This window comes from Phaeobacter gallaeciensis DSM 26640 (assembly GCF_000511385.1).
GTDB classification, from domain to species: domain Bacteria; phylum Pseudomonadota; class Alphaproteobacteria; order Rhodobacterales; family Rhodobacteraceae; genus Phaeobacter; species Phaeobacter gallaeciensis.
In genome coordinates this window covers 292,292-312,031 of record NC_023137.1, presented here as the reverse complement: position 1 = coordinate 312,031, position 19,740 = coordinate 292,292, and the positions used below count along the sequence as shown (strand labels likewise).

Sequence of the window (19,740 nt, the reverse complement as noted above, 5' to 3'; positions counted from 1 at the left end):
GATCGACCCCAATATTGCACCAATGCAATTAAAACATTGATCTGATGGCAATTTGGCTCCCAAACCTCAACGGACGCAGTGGTCCGAAATACCTGCAAATCGTCGAAGCGATGGCAGAGGATATCGCGACCGGGCGGCTGGCCCCCGGCGCGCAGTTGCCGCCCCATCGGGAGCTGGCCTATCAGATTGGCGTGTCCGCAAATACCACCAGTCGCGCCTATGCCGAGGCGGTGACGCGGGCGTTGCTGCGGGGAGAGGTCGGGCGCGGCAGCTTCGTGCGGTCGCCCGAACCAATGGCCCCCCAAGACGGAGCCGCCAACAGTCTGCGCCGAAATGCTCAGGGGCCGATTGACCTGTCGCGCAACCTGCCGCTGGCGGGGTTTTCCCAACCGCATATCCGCCAAGCGCTGCAGGCCCTGTCTGAGGGCAGTGATCTGTCACCACTGCTCGACTACCAGTCGGATGCCGATCTCGACCGACATACCGAGGCTTGGCAACGCTGGCTGGCCTATTGTGGCGTCGGCGCCACCGGAGCTGAGGTGATGACAACGGTTGGCGGTCAGCATGCGCTGTTCTGCGCGCTAGCGGGCGTATTGAAAACAGGTGACCTTCTGCTGACAGAGGCGCTTACCTATATGCCGGTTCAGGCGATAGCAGAACGTCTGGGGGTGGCCACTGCAGCGGTAACGATGGATTCACAAGGGGTTCAGCCTGAGGCGTTTGCCACCCTCTGCAGGCATGCCAAGCCCCGAGCGTTCTATCTGACGCCCACCTTGCAGGCACCGACAACCGTCACCCTAGATGGTGAACGTCGCGCTGAGATCGCCGAGATCGCAGCGCGCCATGATGTGATCCTCATCGAAGATGACGTCTTCGCACCACTGAAACCTGACCGCCCTGCCCCGCTGGCCACGCATGCGCCAGATCATACGATCTACGTAACCAGCCTGTCGAAATCCGTCGCCCCAGGCCTGCGGGTCGGCATCCTGAAGGCGCCGCAACGGCTGATGCCTGCGCTGCGCCATTCGGCCAACTTCAGCCTATGGATGGCACCGCCGCTAACGGCGGAAATCGGCGCGCGGCTGATCCTTGATGGCACCGCTGAGATTTTGGCGGAGCAGCAGCGGCGCGCTGCGCGACATCGCCAGACGTTGGCCCGGTCGATCCTATCGCCGCCCGGTGCCGCACCCATGTTCTATCAGGCCGATCCGCAGGGGTTGCATCTGTGGTTGCCCCTGCCCGCGGATCTACGCGCTGATGTGTTTCGTACCCAATGCGCCCAATCCGAGGTACTGATCAGCGAGGGACGCAGCTTTGCAATCACCCCAAAGGACGCGCCGGAAGCGGTACGGCTTTGCCTCAGCCACGAAGTTTGCGAAGGCCGACTAATGATTGGGCTTCAGCGCATCGCACATCTTTTACGCGAGTCACGTAAATCCCACGCGCTTCAGATCTAAACTGACGCCCCATGTAATCTCAGGGCGTTACCACACAGAACGGCTGCTAAAGTCGGCCATATGTCCGCTCCAACGACGTTTTCCTTCACCCTAGGGATGCGACAGCTAACCTCTGGAACGGCCAACTATCCTTTGGTGTGATTGCTGCAATTTAAGGCAAATGGCAAATTAAGAACACGGACAACATCAGCATCAAGGATCACTTATATGGCCCTCTTCAGCACTCTCATCGGCGCAAGCGTAACCGTCACCGCAGTCACAAGCGGCTATATCGGTCTCTCTACCACCGTTGTGGCAGGTCTCGTGCTCTACCCGATGATCGCAGAAGTGGCGACACGCCTGTTGCAGGCCACCATCGACCGCCAGGACGCGGCTGAAGCCAGCCCCGATCTGCCCTACTACGACGCGCGCACCTATTTCGGCTGATTCCAAATCGCCGCGGGCCGCCCAATACATTTGCCATCGTGGATCTGGCGATCATCGCTGATGTTGATAACCGAAGATCCATATGACCCGCCTCTCTCTCTCGGGTAGGTCAATTGGCAAAACCCTATCCAAGATCTAGTTGAACAACAAAAAAAGCGCCCCGTTTCGGGGCGCTTTCTTTTGTTTGGCTCATACGAGAGAACGCTTAGTCGCGCTCTTCGATGATCTCAACCAGATGCGGGATCTTGTTGACCATACCGCGTACGGAAGGGGTGTCTTCCAGTTCGCGGGTCTTGTGCATCTTGTTCAGACCCAGGCCAACGAGCGTTGCGCGCTGGTCTGCGGGGCGGCGGATCGGGGAACCGATCTGCTTAACGACGATGGTTTTTGCCATGTGTCCGTCTCCTTACGCTTCTGCTTCAGCAGCAGGTGCTTCATCCCGCTTGGGCAGGATGTCGGCGACTTTCTTGCCACGACGCTGAGCAACCGAACGAGGCGACTGCTCTTTTTTCAGACCGTCCATAGTGGCGCGGATCATGTTGTAGGGGTTCTGCGAACCGATCGACTTCGAAACAACGTCTTTGACGCCGAGCATTTCGAAGACAGCACGCATCGGACCACCTGCGATGATACCGGTACCTTCAGGGGCGGTACGCATGACAACTTTGCCTGCGCCGTGACGGCCGTGCATGTCGTGATGCAGGGTGCGGCCTTCTTTCAGCTGCACACGGATCATCTGACGCTTGGCCTGCTCGGTGGCTTTACGAATGGCCTCGGGGACCTCTTTCGCTTTACCTTTACCGAAGCCGACGCGGCCTTTCTGATCGCCAACAACCACAAGAGCGGCGAAGCCGAAGCGCTTACCACCTTTTACGGTTTTCGACACCCGGTTGATCGCGACCAGACGGTCTGCAAATTCCGGGGTTTCTTCTTCGCGGCGGCCACGGCCACGGCGATTTTCACGTTCTGCCATGAGGCAATCCTTTTATTCTGGCGACAAGCGCCTGACTTATACTCAATCCAGGTGGGCAAGGGCCGGATCGGCCCACCCCCGGATCATCGGGATGGCGCGAACGCCATCCACCTTGACTTAGGGTGCGCCCCGCGGCCTCGGATAACCGAGAGCACGGGGCGCAGATCCTTAGATCTTCAGGCCGCCTTCACGCGCAGCGTCGGCCAGAGCCTTCACCTTGCCGTGAAACAGGAAGCCGCCACGATCGAAATAGGCCTCGGAGACGCCTGCCGCCTTGGCGCGCTCGGCGATAACCGAACCCACTTTGGTAGCTGCTTCGACGTTGTTCTTGCCAACGAGACCCAGGTCTTTTTCCAGGGTCGATGCCGAAGCGAGGGTCACACCACGTACGTCGTCGATCAGCTGAACAGAGATGTTCTTGTTCGAACGGTGCACGGACAGGCGCGGACGGCCTGCGTTGACCTTGCGAAGCTTGTTCCGGACGCGCAGCCGGCGCTTCAGAAACAGGGTGCGTTTGCTGTTTGCCATTTTGCTGGTCCTTACTTCTTCTTGCCTTCCTTGCGGAAGATAAACTCGCCTTTGTAGCGAATGCCTTTGCCTTTGTAGGGCTCGGGACGACGCCAGTCGCGGATTTTGGCCGCAACTTCGCCAACGAGTTGTTGATCATTACCTTCGACTACGATTTCGGTCTGCTTCGGAGCGGTAATAGTGATACCTTCCGGGGCAGTGAAATCAACGTCGTGGCTGTAGCCCAGGTTCAGCTTCAGGGTGTTGCCCTGCATCTGAGCCCGGTAACCCACACCCTGGATCTCCAGCTCTTTTTTGAAACCAGAGGTCACGCCTGCAACCAGGTTTGCGACCATCGTGCGGGACATGCCCCACTGCTGGCGCGCGCGCTTGGATTTGCCGCGGGGGTCCACTTTGACGACATTGTCGTCAACAGTCAGGGTGACGTCGTCGGTCGCGGTGAAGCTACGGGCGCCTTTCGGGCCTTTGACTTCGATGGTCTGGCCGGACACAGAAGCGGTTACGCCGCTGGGAAGTTCGACCGGTTTTTTACCAATACGGGACATCGTGGGGCCTCCTTAGAAGACGGTGCAGAGCACTTCGCCGCCAACGTTGGCTGCGCGTGCGCTTGCGTCCGACATCACACCCTTGGGGGTGGAGACAATCGACACACCCAGGCCCTGACGGACCGACGGGATGTCATTGACGCCCATGTAAACGCGACGACCGGGTTTGGAGACCCGCTTCAGTTCACGAATGACAGGTTCGCCGTCGAAGTATTTCAGGCTGATTTCCAGAGCCGGGTGGCCCTTTGCATCAGTCGCAGACTCATAACCGCGGATGTAACCCTCTTGCTTGAGCACATCCAGAACCCATGCACGCAGCTTGGAAGCCGGTGTCATGACAGTGGATTTGCCGCGCATTTGCGAGTTACGGATACGGGTGAGCATATCGCCGATAGGATCGTTCATATCAGTCTCTCCCTTACCAGCTCGATTTCACCATGCCGGGGATCTGGCCATTCGAGCCCAGTTCCCGCAGAGCGATACGGCTGATCTTCAGCTTACGATAGTAAGCGTGAGGACGGCCGGTCAGCTGGCAGCGATTGTGCAGACGGGTTGCCGACGAGTTACGCGGCAGTTTCGCCAGATCGAGGCGCGCTTTGAAACGCTCTTCCATCGGACGAGATTCGTCATTTGCGATTTCTTTCAGCTCGGCACGCTTTGCGGCGTATTTTGCCACCAGGCGCTCGCGCTTCTTCTCGCGTTCGATCATGCTTTTCTTAGCCATGTCTCTTCCTTCCCGCGCTTAGCTGTTGAAGGGCATGTTGAATGCTTTCAACAGCGCCTTTGCTTCCGCGTCGGTGTTCGCGGTGGTGGCAATCACGATGTCCATACCCCAGGGTTCGTCGATCTTGTCGAAGTCGATCTCGGGGAAGACCATGTGCTCTTTCAGACCCATGGCGTAGTTGCCACGGCCGTCAAAAGACGTGCCCGAAACGCCGCGGAAGTCGCGGATACGGGGCATGGCGATGGTGGTCAGACGGTCAAGGAATTCATACATCCGGTCGCCGCGCAGAGTCACCTTTGCGCCCATCGGCATGCCTTCGCGAACGCGGAAGCCGGCGATGGAGTTCTTTGCCACTGTGGTCAGAGCTTTCTGGCCCGCGATTGCGGTCAGGTCAGCCTGAGCAGACTTGGCTTTCTTGCTGTCTTTCACGGCAGCACGGCCGCAGCCGATGTTCAGAACGATCTTGTCCAGCTTGGGGATCATCATCTCGTTCTTGTAGCCGAACTCTTCTTTCAGGGCGCCACGGATGGTGTCCTTGTAGAGAGTTTTCAGACGCGGGGTGTAGGTTGCGTTATCAAGCATCGATCACGTCCCCCGTGGTTTTAGCGAAGCGCACTTTCTTGTCGCCTTCCATGCGGAAGCCAACGCGGGTTGCTTTGCCATTTGCGTCCAGCAGAGCCAGGTTCGACAGCTGGATCGGCAGTGCCTTAGGCAGACGGCCACCCTGGTCGGACTGGGTCTGACGGGTGTGGCGGATTGCCATGTTCACGCCGTCAACGATGGCTTTGCCAGCTTTGGGGTCAACGGAGGCGATGGTGCCTTCTTTGCCCTTGTCCTTGCCGGCCAGCACGACGACCTTGTCGCCTTTGCGGAGTTTAGCAGCCATGATTACAGCACCTCCGGAGCGAGCGAGATGATCTTCATGAAGTTTTTCGCGCGCAGCTCACGAACAACCGGGCCAAAGATACGGGTACCTACCGGCTCGTTGTTGTTGTTCAGGATGACAGCTGCATTGCGGTCAAAACGGATTGCGGTGCCGTCTTCACGACGGACCTCTTTGGCGGTGCGTACGACGACGGCCTTGCGGACGTCCCCTTTTTTCACGCGGCCGCGCGGGATGGCTTCCTTGACCGAGACGACGATGATGTCGCCTACGGATGCGTATTTACGCTTGGAACCACCCAGAACCTTGATGCACTGAACTCGGCGAGCGCCGGAGTTGTCAGCAACATCCAGGTTTGTTTGCATCTGGATCATGTGGTTTCTCCCGACCTTTGGGGCGCCGATGCGTGGCGTGATCCCCCAGGGTTTCGACTAACTGTTAAGTCTAGTCGCCAGGAGTCTCGGATGAGACTCTTAGGCTTCCAGAACTTCCCAGCGTTTCGTTTTCGATTTCGGCGCGCACTCAATGATGCGTACGGAATCGCCGACCTTGAAAGCGTTCTGTTCATCGTGAGCCCGGTATTTCTTGGACTTACGGATGGTTTTCTTCAGAACCGGATGCGTAAAGCGACGCTCTACGGATACGGTGACGGTCTGTGCGTTTGCGTCGGAGGTCACGACGCCAGACAGGATACGTTTGGGCATTCGAGTAGCTCCTTATTCAGCCGCTGCTGCGGCTTTTTCGTTCAGGATGGTCTTGACGCGTGCAGCATTGCGGCGAGCCGCCTTGATGCCTGCGGTCGATTCCAGCTGACCGGTTGCCTGCTGAAAACGCAGGTTGAAGCTCTCTTTTTTCAGGGATGCGAGGGTATCGCGGAGTTCATCCACGGTTTTCTCGCGCAGATCATTGGCGTTCATCGCCTTTGTTCCTTGTCCAAAGCACCAGAAGGCCCCGAGGGTCACCTTGTTACCTGGTGGGTTATGTCACACCGCGCCAAAAGACGCGGCAAAAAGAATCACCAGCCCCGGATCCAGAGAAATCAAGGGTCAGGCGATGGGTCCACTTACAGGAGGTAGGCAGTCGGGGCAAGGGCGAAGTTACGACACCGTTTTAACCCGGTCGCGGCGCCTAACGCAGTGCGCGAACCCGCGTTAAGATCGTATCAAATTGCCACCCGTTTTGCAGCCGCGCGAGCCACAGACGCTTCCTCATTGCAAAGATCATAACTGCGCGCCGTCTCACCTTAACTCGCTGAATATCCTGAATGCGGATCTGATCGACAATGCCCTGCTTTTCGACAATCAACACGCGCCGCGTGGTTATGATGTAGGTGACCGAGCGAAAGGACCTATGGATAAACAGCCAAATCACCAGCGCCACTGGTGCGCAAAGCACGATGACGATTATCTCGTTCAGCGTTGGCGCTATGCGGGCGTGAGTGGCGTGAACCGCCTGCTCGCCCTCCAACAGTTCGATTGCCGGGTGATCGTACATGCTGCGTACCTAGTGTCGACACACCTTGGGGTGCATCCGCTGAAAACAGCCACTTTAATAAACTGGAGGCGCGTTAAGATGCCCAATCAGCAGAGAAATGAACGCCCCCACATGCACCACCATAATCGCCTTGTCTTTCCACATCGCGCCAACGGCAAACCACAGAAAAATACCGGCGAAGAAGAAGTAAACATTCCACGGGGTCATATTAAGACCGGTCATTCCATAGCCAACCAGCTGAATAGCGGTTGCAACCCATTTAACGATATCAACGGTCTTCACGTCTGATCACTCCCAACGGTAATTAAAGCTCACGGAGACGCGCTCGTCTTCGGCCATGTTCATCGGCACCTCGTGGCGAATGAAGCTTTCCCAGAGCAGCACATCACCAACACGAGGTTTCTGGTAGACGAAGCTCTTCAGCTCCTGCCGGCAATCTTTGGTGCGCGGCGGATGCGCCATCATCATGGCGTGGCGCGGATCTTCCAGCTTCAGCGCGGAAGCGCCATCCGGCATGGAGACATAGGTGGTACCCGAAATCACCGAATGGGGGTGGATGTGGCTGGCATGAGTGCCGCCTTCGGGCAGGATGTTGATCCAGAGATCCTCCAGCACCAATGCGCGACCGTCGAGATCGAGTTCCAGATCCTTGGCAAAGGCCGCAACATGAAGGTCCAGAGACTTCACCAGATCGGCAAAAATCGGGAATCGCCAGGGCAGATCCGTCAATGAGGCATAGGAGGTGTAGCCGGGATAGCCGTTCTCCTCGCACCAGTCCTGGCCTGCGTCGTCGTCTTGCGCGATCACGAAGCAGGAGTTTTCAAGTTCACCCGCGTCAACCTTGGGTCCGTGTTCGGACAGGGCAGCGCGGTAAAGACGGGTTACGAAGAGGGAATCTATCTGTGCCATAGCGCAGTCATAGCCTAGCCAGGGGAGACTGGCGAGAGGCTCTGTGCGCTACGCCCCTTGCCCATTTTCGACTATCAGAGCCGCCCACCATTCAGCATAAGAAAACCCCCACCGATTGCTCGGCGGGGGTCTTTTGTTTCTCATCGGATGCGCAACCGCGCCGCCGATTACCAGTCTTCGCGAACCACGACGCGGGTCTTGACCGGCAGCTTCATCGCGGCCAGGCGCAGGGCCTCACGTGCGATGTCGTCATTGACGCCGTCGATCTCGAACATCACGCGACCGGGCTTCACTTTGCAAGCCCAGTAATCCACGGAGCCTTTACCTTTACCCATACGAACTTCGACGGGCTTGGAGGTCACCGGGGTGTCCGGGAAGATACGGATCCAGACACGACCCTGACGCTTCATGTGGCGGGTCATGGCACGACGAGCAGCCTCAATCTGACGCGCGGTGACGCGCTCAGGAGTGGTTGCCTTCAGGCCATAGGTGCCGAAGTTCAGGTCCGAACCGCCTTTTGCCAGACCGGAGATCCGGCCTTTGTGCATTTTGCGGAATTTAGTACGCTTTGGTTGAAGCATGTCATCTCCTCCTTAGCGACGACCGCCTGCACCGCGAGGTGCCGGACCGTCCTGGAGTTCCTGTGCTTTACGATCACGCGCCTGAGGATCGTGTTCCATGATCTCGCCTTTGAAGATCCAGACTTTGATCCCGATGATCCCGTAAGGGGTCATGGCTTCGGAGTGAGCGTAATCGATGTCGGCGCGCAGCGTGTGCAGAGGCACACGACCCTCACGGTACCATTCGGTCCGTGCGATTTCAGCGCCGCCCAGACGCCCAGCAACGTTCACCCGGATACCCAGGGCGCCCATACGCATGGCGTTCTGTACGGCACGCTTCATCGCGCGACGGAAGGACACACGACGTTCCAGCTGCTGAGCGATGGACTCGCCAACCAGCTGTGCGTCGAGCTCGGGCTTGCGGACTTCAACGATGTTGAGGTGCAGTTCCGAGTCTGTCATCGAGGCGAGCTTCTTGCGCAGCACTTCGATGTCAGCACCTTTTTTACCGATGATCACGCCCGGACGCGCGGTGTGAATGGTCACACGGCACTTCTTGTGGGGGCGTTCGATGATCACACGGGCGATGCCTGCCTGCTTGCACTCTTCCTTGATGAAATCACGGATGCGCAGGTCTTCCAGCAGCAGATCACCATAGTCTTTGGTGTCGGCATACCAACGGCTGTCCCAGGTGCGGTTGACCTGAAGGCGCATGCCGACCGGATTGACTTTATGTCCCATTAGGCTTGCTCCTCAACTTGACGCACCTTGATGGTGATCTCCGAAAACGGCTTGAGGATCTTGCCAAACCGGCCACGGGCACGAGGACGGCCGCGTTTCATGGTCAGGTTTTTACCCACATAAGCCTCGGCAACGATCAGTTCATCGACGTCCAGGTTATGGTTGTTCTCGGCGTTCGCAATTGCGGACTGAAGGCATTTCTTCACGTCCTGCGCAACCCGTTTGTTGGAGAAAGTCAGGTCGGTCAGAGCCTTCTCAACTTTCTTGCCACGGATCATGCCGGCGACGAGGTTCAGTTTCTGCGGGGAGGTACGGAGCATGCGCAGTTTTGCCATTGCTTCGTTGTCTGCCACGCGGCGGGGATTTTTTGCCTTGCCCATGACTTACTTCCGCTTCGCTTTTTTGTCCGCAGCGTGACCGTAATAGGTCCGAGTCGGGGAGTATTCACCGAACTTCTGACCAATCATGTCTTCCGAGACGTTGACGGGAATGTGCTTCTGACCGTTGTACACACCAAATGTCAGACCCACGAACTGGGGCAGAATGGTGGAACGACGCGACCAGATCTTGATGACTTCGTTGCGGCCCGACTCGCGCGCTGCTTCGGCTTTTTTCAGCACGTAAGCATCGACAAAGGGGCCTTTCCATACAGAGCGAGACATAGATTAACGTCCCTTCTTCTTGGCGTGGCGCGAGCGGATGATAAGCTTTTGCGACGCTTTGTTTTTGTTGCGGGTACGCTTGCCTTTGGTCGGCTTACCCCAGGGTGTCACGGGGTGACGGCCACCGGAGGTACGACCTTCACCACCACCGTGCGGGTGATCGATCGGGTTCATAACCACACCACGCACAGAAGGACGCTTGCCCTTGTGGCGCATACGGCCGGCTTTACCAAAGTTCTGGTTGGAGTTGTCGGGGTTGCTGACCGCACCAACGGTGGCCATGCATTCCTGACGAACCAGGCGCAGTTCGCCCGAGGACAGGCGGATCTGAGCGTAGCCACCATCACGACCAACGAACTGAGCGTAAGTACCGGCAGCACGGGCGATCTGGCCGCCTTTGCCGGGCTTCATTTCGATGTTGTGAACGATGGTACCGATCGGCATGCCCGAGAACGGCATTGCGTTGCCCGGCTTGATGTCGGCCTTTGCGGATGCAACGACTTTGTCACCAACTGCCAGACGCTGCGGAGCGAGGATATAGGCCTGCTCGCCGTCTTCGTATTTGATCAGCGCGATGAATGCGGTCCGGTTCGGGTCATATTCGATCCGTTCAACGGTTGCCGAGACATCAAATTTGTTCCGTTTGAAGTCAACGATCCGGTAGAGACGCTTTGCGCCGCCGCCACGACGACGTGAAGTGATCCGTCCGGTGTTGTTCCGGCCGCCCGATTTGGTCAGACCCTCAGTGAGAGATTTGACCGGACGCCCTTTCCAAAGCTCCGAACGGTCGATCAGAACCAGCCCACGCTGGCCCGGCGTCGTCGGCTTATACGACTTGAGTGCCATGCTTTCTGTCTTCCGTTTAGCGTGCCAGACCTTAGGTTTTTGTCTTTGGTCCAGCTATGTTTAAGGCCCCCGTAGGTGCCAGTGATATAGGGCCCCAAAGGTCCCCGAGTTCGTGCATCCTGACAAACGTAATAACCCCGGAGCGAATCCGGGGTCGTCAGGATTGGTGCGCAATAGCAGAGAGTCGGAAGGGTGGCAATGGGGAAGAGGCTACCGGTAAAACTCTACTATGCCAGACGTGGGAATTATGCAATTCCTAGGGATGATCATCGACTGACGGCGCGCGCACCCATGGAAAAACATGTATTTTAGTATTCACTCCGTAGCTTCGTGCCATCTTAAGCAAGCGCTCTTCGGCGCGCTTGTCGGCAACGTTTCCCGCTGAGAAACTTGGCGCAACTACTACCAAATGGAGAACCAGATCTTTTCCGTCTTCCAAAAAGGAATTCCGGACGAGCTTGAATTTTGCTAGCTCTGTCGAAAAACGACTTATGAGTGAAGAAGTGAACCCCGTTCTAGAGTATTTCACCTCAGCCAAGTGAACGGTCTTCTCATCAATTGCCAAGCCATCAAAAATCGTGTTCGGCATATCATTAGACGAAAACCTAACTCCAGATCGAAAATCTAGCTTCAACTTGCCCGCAAGCTTACTTAGGCCAAACTCCTCTGCTGCACGGTATGTAAAAGCATAATTTTCAGCTTGCTGCTTCAATAAGCGATTTTTACGATCAGTGTCATTCTTCAACTCGCTGTGAGTAGTAGCTGAATCGACACTATCCTCGCAGCGCCCCCCACCAACCTCTTCGTCAGAAACCCCTTCACCGTCGTGTTGCGCATCTTCGATTTCCTCCTCAACTTGAGAGAGCCTTTCTTCTGGAGAGACTTTTGACAATTTTCGGAAAAAGTTGTCCTCATTAGACCAGTCAGAAGGCGCATAGAGAACCTCTCGATTAAAGTTGAGCGTACAGAAAAACAGAACCACCAAAAATATTGGGAAGATCATCAAAAACCAGATGTACACACTCTGTGCATCTGAGGAAAGAAGCGGCAAAACGCCAGTGCCTCCGACCTCTGTAAGGCCCGCAAAGATAGCAATGATCGTCAAAGGGTTTTTGACAGTGGATGTTTTGCTCATTTGAAACCAATCGGAAATTCTTCTCGGCGTATTCAGCCCTAAACAACCTAATAAATCAATAGACACGCGAAATTCCACTTATGGAAAAGTGGTCCGGCCGCAGGCCGGGCAGCGCCCGACCCTCCCCATGGGAGGGCGCTTCACGCCCACCTAGGGACTGAAGTGGATCTTCGTGGTTTGACCGTACCCAAAACGAAAAAGGCCCCCGCTTTCGCAGGGGCCTTCTTAAGTCTCAGACAAACAGATCTCAGAGTCCGGTGGACACGTCGATGGTGTTGCCTTCTTCCAGGGTCACATAGGCTTTCTTGACGTCCTTGCGACGGCCGATCTGGCCGCGGAAACGCTTAACCTTACCCTTGGTAATGGTGGTGTTGACCGCTTTGACCTTCACACCAAAGAGCGCCTCAACGGCTTCTTTGATCTGGGGCTTATTGGAGTCGATCGCCACTTCGAAGACCACTGCACCGGTTTCGGATGCCATGGTTGCTTTTTCAGTGATGATCGGCTTGCGGATCACGTCGTAGTGTTCTGCCTTCGCGCTCATTTCAGGCGAGCCTCCAGTGCTTCGACACCTGCTTTGGTGATCACCAGGGTGTCACGCTTCAGGATGTCATAGACGTTTGCGCCCATTGTCGGCAGGATATCCAGACCGTCGATGTTGCGCGCGGCGCGGGCAAAGCCCTCGTCCACGGATGCGCCATCGATGACCAGTGCGCGCTTCCAGCCCAGGTCTTTGACCTGCTTGGCCAGAGCGGCTGTCTTGCCTGCGGAATCGGCGTTTTCAATAACGACCAGTTCACCCGCTTTTGCCTTGGCGGACAGCGCGTGGCGCAGACCCAGCTTGCGGAATTTCTTGGTCAGCTCGTGGCCGTGCGAACGCGGGGTCGGACCCTTGTAGATACCACCCTTGCGGAAGATCGGCGCGTTACGGTCACCGTGACGTGCGCCACCGGTGCCTTTTTGGCGATAGATCTTCTTGGTTGAGTAGGAGGTCTCGGAGCGGGTCTTGACCTTGTGCGTGCCCTGCTGCGCGTTGTTGCGCTGCCAGCGCACCACACGGTGCAGGATGTCGGTGCGCGGCTCGAGGCCGAACAGCTCTGCATCCAGCTCGATGTCGCCGGCTTTGGCGCCGTCAAGTTTGATCACATCAAGTTTCATGCTTCACCACCTTCCGCGGAGACTTCTTCCGCTGCAGCCGACTTCAGAGCTGCCGGATAGGGCAGACCTTCGGGGGCTTTCTTTTTCACGGCGTCTTTAACGGTGACCCAGCCACCTTTGGAGCCGGGAACGGCGCCTTTGATCATGATCAGGCCACGATCGGCGTCGGTCTTGACGACCTCAAGGTTCTGAGTGGTCACGCGGGCAGCACCCATGTGGCCGGCCATTTTCTTGCCTTTGAAAACCTTGCCAGGATCCTGACACTGACCGGTCGAACCGTGGGAACGGTGGGAGATCGACACACCGTGCGAGGCGCGCAGACCACCAAAGTTCCAGCGCTTCATCGCACCGGCGAAACCTTTACCGATGGAGGTGCCGGTCACGTCAACCTTCTGACCTTCGAGGAAGTGCTCTGCGGAGATTTCCGCACCCACTTCAATCAGGCCGTCAGCAGGCACGCGGAATTCAACCAGCTTGCGCTTGGGCTCAACCTTCGCTGCTGCGAAGTGGCCGCGCATGGCTTTGGAGACGCGCTTGACCTTGGCCGAACCTGCGCCGAGCTGAACAGCTGTGTAGCCGTCTTTTTCCTCGGTGCGCTGTGCGGTCACTTGCAGGCCGTCCAGCTGAAGAACGGTCACAGGAACCTGCTTGCCGTCTTCGAGGAACAGCCGGGTCATGCCGACTTTTTTTGCGATAATACCAGAGCGCATATTCATTACCCTCCGATCTTAGGATTGCAGCTTGATTTCGACGTCCACACCAGCGGCGAGGTCGAGCTTCATCAGCGCGTCCACGGTCTGGGGGGTCGGATCAACGATGTCCAGGAGCCGCTTGTGGGTGCGGATCTCGAACTGGTCACGAGATTTCTTGTCAACGTGCGGGCCACGCAGAACGGTGAATTTCTCAATCTTGTTCGGCAGGGGGATCGGGCCGCGCACCTGCGCGCCGGTCCGCTTGGCAGTGTTCACGATTTCCTGCGTGCTGGCGTCCAGTACGCGGAAGTCGAATGCCTTCAGCCGGATACGGATATTTTGGCTTTGCATAGTCATGCCTTTTTCTCAGGCGTTGGGGTTGAGAGGAGGGCCAGCGACCACCGCGTACCCTCATCGAACCCAAAAGGCGGGAATCACCCCGCCTTTGCCCCGCAAAGCGGGATGGCGCCGTATACGCCTGTTGGACCAGTGTGGCAAGGGGGTTTGGCTGGGGATGGTTGGGTTTGCAAAACTGGTGGGTTTGGGGTTTGTTGGCGTGGGTACAGGTAGTCAGATTATTAGCGCTGCTGCCGTTAGCAACACGCCAATAAGGTGCAAAAATTACCTCACAAAACACTCAAAAGAAGAGTTCTCAGCAATACTCAGTTCCTCCATTGAAGCTCAAACGTTCTCGTCACCGTTATCCAAAGGTTCCGTTGTTACTTCACTCTCAGGGGGGCCAAGAATCCTCTTCTTGGCTCCGTCGTAGAGCAATTGCTCCCACCTCTCCAAATGAAGGACAATCCAAGGAAAATCCAAAAACTTAGCCAACCCGATGGAGAACAACAGGCAAAAGACTATAAGCACTCCAAAAACAGCCCCTGGCAAGTGAGGACCAACCACACCAAGAATTAACCCTTGTATGATAAAGTAGTACAGAAATCTCTCTCGCCTAAATCCGACTTTGAGGTCCTGAATCTCCCTTTCGAGTACCGCAGCTTTGTCATCGATCCGATGCTGCGGCGGGCCAGGTTTAAATGCCTCCAGATCATTCTCAGGCGGCGTTTCGTTTTCGATACTCGTCAAGAATGTCCTCGTCGGGAATAGGCACATTACGTGCGTTTGGAATATAGCTCTTAGCCCAAGCGCCTTCGTCCCAGTGGGTAATCTCCACTAGGTCACCAGCCGAAAATTTCAAAAACCTTTTAGAAACGTCGTCCATAACTTTGCGTCGCTTGTCACCATCCTTAAAGCCCAAGGCATTTCTGAAAATATCTTGCACAGAGCTGGAGCCAAAGACTTTCACCTTGTGATACAAATTCGGCTCTACGGGACCATAGTCCCATGCTTCGAAGTCTCCTTCGAACAGGCGCTTCCCCCCAGTTCTACCCATGTAAATCATCTGAGCCAGATACATCAGCTTCTGAAGCTGCAGATTAGAAATATTCCAACCCGACTTCTCGCAAATGTACTTGGCAACACTTTCTAACCGCGCAGCCATGTCTAGCGATCCTCCAAGGCTTCATCCTTCCACAAGAATGCAAACCATATATGGAAACTTTTTCCGTCAATAACAAGAACCAAGGTACAACCTTAGAACAATAAGTGAACAAGTGTCAAAAATTTTGATCGAGCGTGCAAATACTGCACCCAAACAAAAAGGGCCTCCCAAGGGAGGCCCTTTCTATCATCTCACCTGTGCGGGCTCTCATTGATTTTGCTGTGCAAAACCAACTGCCGCCCGCCAGACGGCAAAGCCGTCTTACTCAGTGATTTTGGACACAACGCCGGCGCCGACGGTGCGGCCGCCTTCGCGGATCGCGAAGCGCAGGCCCTGCTCCATCGCGATCGGCGCGATCAGTTCAACGTCGAACTTCAGGTTGTCGCCCGGCATAACCATCTCGGTGCCCTCAGGCAGGGTCACGGTGCCGGTCACGTCGGTGGTGCGGAAGTAGAACTGCGGACGGTAGTTCGCGAAGAACGGGGTGTGACGACCACCTTCTTCTTTGGTGAGGATATAGGCCTCAGCTTCGAACTTGGTGTGCGGCTTCACGGAACCCGGCTTACACAGAACCTGACCACGCTCAACGCCGTCACGGTCGACACCGCGCAGCAGTGCGCCGATGTTGTCGCCTGCTTCACCACGATCCAGCAGCTTGCGGAACATTTCCACACCGGTACAGGTGGTGGTGGAGGTGTCACGGATACCAACGATTTCGATCGAGTCGCCAACGTTGATCACGCCGCGCTCAACACGACCGGTCACAACGGTACCACGGCCAGAGATCGAGAACACGTCTTCGATCGGCATCAGGAACGGCTGGTCAACAGCGCGCTCTGGGGTGTCGATGTAATCGTCAACAGCCGCCATCAGTTCCTTGATTTTCTCTTCGCCGATTTCAGGCTTGTTGCCTTCCATCGCCGCCAGAGCGGAACCTGCGATGATCGGGATATCGTCGCCGGGGTAGTCGTAGGACGACAGCAGCTCGCGGATTTCCATTTCGACCAGCTCAAGGAGCTCTTCGTCGTCAACCTGGTCCACTTTGTTCATGAACACGACCATCTTCGGGATGCCAACCTGGCGGCCCAAGAGGATGTGCTCACGGGTCTGCGGCATCGGGCCGTCAGCAGCGTTCACAACCAGGATCGCGCCGTCCATCTGCGCCGCACCGGTGATCATGTTCTTCACATAGTCAGCGTGGCCGGGGCAGTCGACGTGGGCGTAGTGACGGCCTTCGGTCTCATATTCCACGTGCGCGGTCGAGATGGTGATCCCGCGCGCTTTCTCTTCAGGTGCGCCGTCGATCTGGTCGTAGGCTTTGAAGTCACCAAAATACTTGGTGATCGCTGCGGTCAGCGTGGTCTTGCCGTGGTCAACGTGGCCGATGGTGCCGATGTTGACGTGCGGTTTTGTACGTTCAAACTTTTCCTTAGCCATGAGAGGCCTCCTTTTCGTGTTGAGAAGGGCACGCGCCGTGGCGCGAACCCCTCAATATCTGTTCGCTTATGCGAATTTTGCCTGGATCTCGTCAGAGATGTTCTGCGGAACCGGATCGTAGTGATCGAACTGCATGGTGAACTGGGCGCGGCCCGAGCTCATCGAACGCAGGGTGTTGATGTAGCCGAACATATTCGCCAGCGGCACAAATGCATCGATCGCAATTGCGTTGCCACGGGGTTCCTGGCCGGTCACCTGACCACGACGCGAGGTCAAATCGCCGATGATACCACCGGTGTAATCCTCAGGCGTGATAACTTCCACCTTCATGATCGGTTCCAGCATCTTGGCGCCAGCTTTGCGCATGCCTTCACGCATACACATACGTGCCGCGATTTCGAAGGCCAGAACGCTGGAGTCAACGTCGTGGAACTTACCGTCGATCAGAGCAACCTTGAAGTCGATCACGGGGAAGCCAGCCAGCGGGCCGCTATCCATGACGGACTGAACGCCCTTTTCAACACCGGGGATGTATTCCTTCGGAACCGCACCACCAACGATACGGGATTCGAAGGAGTAACCTTCGCCAGGCTCTGTCGGCGAGATGATCATCTTCACTTCGCCGAACTGACCCGAACCACCCGACTGTTTCTTGTGGGTGTAGGTGTGTTCGACTTCGTGACCGATGGTCTCACGGTAGGCAACCTGCGGCGCACCGATGTTGGCTTCGACCTTGAATTCACGCTTCAGACGATCAACCAGGATGTCCAGGTGAAGTTCGCCCATGCCCTTCATGATGGTCTGACCGGACTCGATGTCGGTCTCCACGCGGAAGGACGGATCCTCAGCAGCAAGACGCTGCAGACCCTGGGACATTTTCTCCTGGTCGGCCTTGGTTTTCGGCTCAACCGCGATCTCGATCACCGGATCGGGGAAGGTCATGGTTTCCAGAACCACAGGATCGTTGACGGCGCAGAGCGTGTCACCGGTTGTGGTGTCTTTCAGACCTGCCAGTGCGATGATGTCGCCTGCAAACGCTTCCGTGATTTCCTCACGGTCGTTGGAGTGCATCATCATCATCCGGCCAACGCGCTCTTTACGACCTTTGGTCGAGTTCAGCAGCGTGTCGCCCTTGTTCAGCACACCGGAGTAGATCCGGGTGAAGGTCAGCGAGCCGACGAAGGGGTCGTTCATGATTTTGAACGCCAGACCCGAGAACGCCATGTCGTCGTCCGCACGGCGGGCGATGTCACGGGTTTCGGTTTCGTCACCGGGTTTGAAGCCCATGTAGTCAACAACGTCCAGCGGGCTGGGCAGATAGTCGATCACAGCGTTGAGCAGAGGCTGAACGCCTTTGTTCTTGAACGCGGAGCCGCCCAGAACAGGCACAAATGCCAGCTCCAGAGTACCCTTGCGCAGCAGTTTGCGCAGAGTTGCCACGTCAGGCTCTTCGCCTTCCAGGTAGGCTTCCATCGCGTCGTCGTCCATTTCGACGGCCGCTTCGATCATCTTGCCGCGCCATTCGTCGGCCATGTCTTTCAGGCTGTCACGGATCGGAGATTTGATCCACGACGCGCCAAGGTCCTCACCCTGCCACAGCCATTCTTCCATGTTGACCAGATCAACCAGGCCTTCCAGCTCGGTCTCTGCGCCGATCGGAATACCAACCGGAACCGCGCGGGCACCGGTGCGGTCTTCGATCATGTTGACGCAGTTGAAGAAGTCAGCGCCGATTTTGTCCATCTTGTTGACGAACACCATACGCGGAACCTTGTAGCGGTCAGCCTGACGCCACACGGTTTCGGTCTGGGGTTCAACACCGGCGTTGGCGTCCAGAACACAGACAGCACCGTCGAGAACCGCCAGCGAACGCTCAACTTCAATGGTGAAGTCAACGTGGCCGGGGGTGTCGATGATGTTCAGGCGGTGCTTCGGCGAGTCAGCGGTCTGACCGTCTTCGGTGCGTTCCCAGAAAGTGGTGGTCGCAGCCGAAGTGATGGTGATCCCGCGTTCCTGCTCCTGCTCCATCCAGTCCATGGTGGCTGCACCATCGTGCACCTCACCAATGTTGTGGGATTTGCCGGTGTAATACAGGATGCGCTCGGAGCAGGTGGTTTTACCTGCGTCGATGTGCGCCATGATACCGAAGTTACGGTATAGTTCGAGCGGATATTCGCGTGCCATAGGTTTGGGTCCCCTAGCTTACCAGCGATAATGGGAGAAGGCTTTGTTGGCCTCTGCCATCTTGTGGGTGTCTTCGCGCTTCTTCACGGCGGTACCGCGGGACTGTACGGCGTCCAGCAGTTCACCGGCGAGGCGTTCTTCCATGGTGTTTTCGTTGCGAGCGCGGGCCGCTTTGATCAGCCAGCGGATCGCCAGGGCTTCACGGCGCTCAGGGCGCACTTCAACGGGCACCTGGTAGGTTGCACCACCCACACGACGCGAACGCACTTCGACGGAAGGCTTCACGTTGTCCAGGGCTTCGTGGAACACTTCCACGGGGGCACGTTTGATTTTCGATTCAACGCGATCGAATGCGTTGTAAACGATGCTTTCTGCGACCGATTTTTTACCATCGATCATCAGGTTGTTCATGAATTTGGTCAGAACGCGGTCGCCAAACTTGGCGTCGGGCAGGACTTCGCGTTTCTCAGCAGCGTGACGGCGAGACATTTATCAATATCCTTCTTATTTAGGACGCTTCGCGCCGTACTTCGAACGGCGTTGCTTACGGTCTTTGACGCCCTGGGTATCCAGAACACCACGCAGAATGTGGTAACGGACACCGGGAAGGTCTTTTACACGGCCGCCACGGATCAGAACCACGGAGTGTTCCTGAAGGTTGTGGCTTTCACCCGGGATGTAGGAGATCACTTCGAAACCGTTGGTCAGGCGGACCTTCGCAACTTTCCGCATAGCGGAGTTCGGTTTCTTCGGTGTGGTGGTATACACACGGGTGCAGACGCCGCGCTTTTGCGGGCACTGTTCCAGGTGCATGGACTTAGAGCGTTTTACTTTCGGCTGCCGCGGCTTGCGGATCAGCTGTTGGATCGTTGGCATTCCGGTTCT

At 56.7% G+C, this 19,740-nt stretch carries 32 protein-coding genes; 2 read left to right on the top strand and 30 right to left on the bottom strand.

All coding sequences use genetic code 11. From position 1 onward, the window contains the following. Positions 1-44: 44 nt before the first annotated feature. Both GAL_RS01555 and GAL_RS01550 read left to right on the top strand, forming a co-directional pair. The gene (locus GAL_RS01555; protein ID WP_024095835.1) at positions 45-1,457 is read left to right on the top strand and encodes an aminotransferase-like domain-containing protein; all 1,413 of its coding nucleotides are present in this window, start codon (positions 45-47) and stop codon (positions 1,455-1,457) included. Positions 1,458-1,664: 207 nt separating this feature from the next. Further along, a complete protein-coding gene (locus tag GAL_RS01550; protein ID WP_024095834.1) occupies positions 1,665-1,883 on the top strand; it encodes a hypothetical protein in 219 nt (72 codons plus the stop codon). Positions 1,884-2,088: 205 nt separating this feature from the next. Here GAL_RS01550 and rpmD read toward each other — a convergent pair whose 3' ends face one another. The 30 genes from rpmD to rpsL form a co-directional block, all read right to left on the bottom strand. Next, on the bottom strand, positions 2,089-2,277 hold the full coding sequence (gene rpmD, locus GAL_RS01545; RefSeq protein WP_008559881.1) for a 50S ribosomal protein L30: 189 nt from the start codon (positions 2,275-2,277) through the stop codon (positions 2,089-2,091). A 12-nt stretch (positions 2,278-2,289) separates the two neighbouring features. Continuing rightward, a complete protein-coding gene (gene rpsE, locus GAL_RS01540; RefSeq protein ID WP_014875993.1) occupies positions 2,290-2,856 on the bottom strand; it encodes a 30S ribosomal protein S5 in 567 nt (188 codons plus the stop codon). Positions 2,857-3,024: 168 nt separating this feature from the next. Continuing rightward, a complete protein-coding gene (gene rplR, locus GAL_RS01535; RefSeq protein WP_014875994.1) occupies positions 3,025-3,384 on the bottom strand; it encodes a 50S ribosomal protein L18 in 360 nt (119 codons plus the stop codon). An 11-nt stretch (positions 3,385-3,395) separates the two neighbouring features. Then, the gene (gene rplF / locus GAL_RS01530) at positions 3,396-3,929 is read right to left on the bottom strand and encodes a 50S ribosomal protein L6 (protein ID WP_024095833.1); all 534 of its coding nucleotides are present in this window, start codon (positions 3,927-3,929) and stop codon (positions 3,396-3,398) included. A 12-nt stretch (positions 3,930-3,941) separates the two neighbouring features. Then, positions 3,942-4,334 (bottom strand): 30S ribosomal protein S8, encoded by a 393-nt coding sequence (gene rpsH, locus GAL_RS01525; RefSeq protein WP_014875996.1) that lies wholly within the window; start codon positions 4,332-4,334, stop codon positions 3,942-3,944. Between the two features lie 13 nt (positions 4,335-4,347). After that, positions 4,348-4,653: a 30S ribosomal protein S14 gene (rpsN, locus tag GAL_RS01520; RefSeq protein ID WP_008561382.1), complete on the bottom strand. Its 306-nt coding sequence runs from the start codon at positions 4,651-4,653 to the stop codon at positions 4,348-4,350. Between the two features lie 18 nt (positions 4,654-4,671). After that, positions 4,672-5,235: a 50S ribosomal protein L5 gene (rplE, locus tag GAL_RS01515; protein ID WP_024095832.1), complete on the bottom strand. Its 564-nt coding sequence runs from the start codon at positions 5,233-5,235 to the stop codon at positions 4,672-4,674. Then, on the bottom strand, positions 5,228-5,539 hold the full coding sequence (gene rplX / locus GAL_RS01510) for a 50S ribosomal protein L24 (protein ID WP_014875998.1): 312 nt from the start codon (positions 5,537-5,539) through the stop codon (positions 5,228-5,230). Before rplX ends, rplE begins: the two co-directional genes overlap by 8 nt. A gap of 2 nt (positions 5,540-5,541) precedes the next feature. Beyond that, positions 5,542-5,910 (bottom strand): 50S ribosomal protein L14, encoded by a 369-nt coding sequence (gene rplN / locus GAL_RS01505; RefSeq protein WP_005621870.1) that lies wholly within the window; start codon positions 5,908-5,910, stop codon positions 5,542-5,544. A 99-nt stretch (positions 5,911-6,009) separates the two neighbouring features. Beyond that, positions 6,010-6,240, bottom strand: coding sequence for a 30S ribosomal protein S17 (gene rpsQ / locus GAL_RS01500; protein WP_014875999.1), 231 nt, complete (start codon positions 6,238-6,240; stop codon positions 6,010-6,012). A gap of 12 nt (positions 6,241-6,252) precedes the next feature. Then, entirely contained in the window at positions 6,253-6,453 is a 201-nt protein-coding gene (gene rpmC, locus GAL_RS01495) for a 50S ribosomal protein L29 (protein ID WP_014876000.1), read from the bottom strand. A gap of 211 nt (positions 6,454-6,664) precedes the next feature. Continuing rightward, positions 6,665-7,030, bottom strand: coding sequence for a hypothetical protein (locus GAL_RS01490; RefSeq protein WP_024095831.1), 366 nt, complete (start codon positions 7,028-7,030; stop codon positions 6,665-6,667). 54 nt (positions 7,031-7,084) lie between these two features. Further along, positions 7,085-7,312 carry a DUF6552 family protein gene (locus GAL_RS01485; protein WP_024095830.1) on the bottom strand — a complete coding sequence of 76 codons (228 nt, stop codon included), beginning with the start codon at positions 7,310-7,312 and terminating at the stop codon, positions 7,085-7,087. A 6-nt stretch (positions 7,313-7,318) separates the two neighbouring features. Further along, the gene (locus GAL_RS01480) at positions 7,319-7,939 is read right to left on the bottom strand and encodes a TIGR02466 family protein (protein WP_024095829.1); all 621 of its coding nucleotides are present in this window, start codon (positions 7,937-7,939) and stop codon (positions 7,319-7,321) included. Positions 7,940-8,106: 167 nt separating this feature from the next. Further along, positions 8,107-8,520 (bottom strand): 50S ribosomal protein L16, encoded by a 414-nt coding sequence (rplP, locus tag GAL_RS01475; protein WP_014876004.1) that lies wholly within the window; start codon positions 8,518-8,520, stop codon positions 8,107-8,109. 12 nt (positions 8,521-8,532) lie between these two features. Continuing rightward, on the bottom strand, positions 8,533-9,240 hold the full coding sequence (gene rpsC, locus GAL_RS01470; RefSeq protein WP_024095828.1) for a 30S ribosomal protein S3: 708 nt from the start codon (positions 9,238-9,240) through the stop codon (positions 8,533-8,535). After that, the gene (rplV, locus tag GAL_RS01465) at positions 9,240-9,620 is read right to left on the bottom strand and encodes a 50S ribosomal protein L22 (RefSeq protein WP_008560423.1); all 381 of its coding nucleotides are present in this window, start codon (positions 9,618-9,620) and stop codon (positions 9,240-9,242) included. Before rplV ends, rpsC begins: the two co-directional genes overlap by 1 nt. 3 nt (positions 9,621-9,623) lie before the next feature. Beyond that, positions 9,624-9,902, bottom strand: coding sequence for a 30S ribosomal protein S19 (rpsS, locus tag GAL_RS01460; RefSeq protein WP_005980699.1), 279 nt, complete (start codon positions 9,900-9,902; stop codon positions 9,624-9,626). 3 nt (positions 9,903-9,905) lie between these two features. Continuing rightward, positions 9,906-10,748 carry a 50S ribosomal protein L2 gene (gene rplB / locus GAL_RS01455; RefSeq protein WP_024095827.1) on the bottom strand — a complete coding sequence of 281 codons (843 nt, stop codon included), beginning with the start codon at positions 10,746-10,748 and terminating at the stop codon, positions 9,906-9,908. 256 nt (positions 10,749-11,004) lie between these two features. After that, entirely contained in the window at positions 11,005-11,949 is a 945-nt protein-coding gene (locus GAL_RS22405; protein ID WP_145957924.1) for a hypothetical protein, read from the bottom strand. Positions 11,950-12,130: 181 nt separating this feature from the next. Beyond that, positions 12,131-12,427, bottom strand: a complete 297-nt coding sequence (locus GAL_RS01445) for a 50S ribosomal protein L23 (protein ID WP_024095825.1) — start codon at positions 12,425-12,427, stop codon at positions 12,131-12,133. Next, entirely contained in the window at positions 12,424-13,041 is a 618-nt protein-coding gene (gene rplD, locus GAL_RS01440) for a 50S ribosomal protein L4 (RefSeq protein WP_024095824.1), read from the bottom strand. The genes GAL_RS01445 and rplD overlap by 4 nt, the downstream gene beginning before the upstream one ends. Next, entirely contained in the window at positions 13,038-13,751 is a 714-nt protein-coding gene (gene rplC / locus GAL_RS01435) for a 50S ribosomal protein L3 (RefSeq protein WP_024095823.1), read from the bottom strand. Before rplC ends, rplD begins: the two co-directional genes overlap by 4 nt. An 18-nt stretch (positions 13,752-13,769) precedes the next feature. Then, entirely contained in the window at positions 13,770-14,084 is a 315-nt protein-coding gene (gene rpsJ / locus GAL_RS01430) for a 30S ribosomal protein S10 (RefSeq protein ID WP_008563081.1), read from the bottom strand. A 330-nt stretch (positions 14,085-14,414) separates the two neighbouring features. Then, positions 14,415-14,819 (bottom strand): ABC transporter permease, encoded by a 405-nt coding sequence (locus GAL_RS01425; protein ID WP_024095821.1) that lies wholly within the window; start codon positions 14,817-14,819, stop codon positions 14,415-14,417. Then, complete coding sequence (locus GAL_RS01420; protein WP_024095820.1) at positions 14,788-15,234, bottom strand: Panacea domain-containing protein; 447 nt, start codon at positions 15,232-15,234, stop codon at positions 14,788-14,790. Before GAL_RS01420 ends, GAL_RS01425 begins: the two co-directional genes overlap by 32 nt. Before the next feature lie 261 nt (positions 15,235-15,495). Next, positions 15,496-16,671, bottom strand: coding sequence for an elongation factor Tu (gene tuf, locus GAL_RS01415; protein WP_024095804.1), 1,176 nt, complete (start codon positions 16,669-16,671; stop codon positions 15,496-15,498). 66 nt (positions 16,672-16,737) lie between these two features. Then, positions 16,738-18,855 carry an elongation factor G gene (gene fusA / locus GAL_RS01410; RefSeq protein WP_024095819.1) on the bottom strand — a complete coding sequence of 706 codons (2,118 nt, stop codon included), beginning with the start codon at positions 18,853-18,855 and terminating at the stop codon, positions 16,738-16,740. Between the two features lie 18 nt (positions 18,856-18,873). Beyond that, on the bottom strand, positions 18,874-19,344 hold the full coding sequence (gene rpsG, locus GAL_RS01405; protein ID WP_014876015.1) for a 30S ribosomal protein S7: 471 nt from the start codon (positions 19,342-19,344) through the stop codon (positions 18,874-18,876). 15 nt (positions 19,345-19,359) lie between these two features. After that, complete coding sequence (gene rpsL / locus GAL_RS01400) at positions 19,360-19,731, bottom strand: 30S ribosomal protein S12 (protein WP_005621086.1); 372 nt, start codon at positions 19,729-19,731, stop codon at positions 19,360-19,362. Positions 19,732-19,740 lie beyond the last annotated feature (9 nt).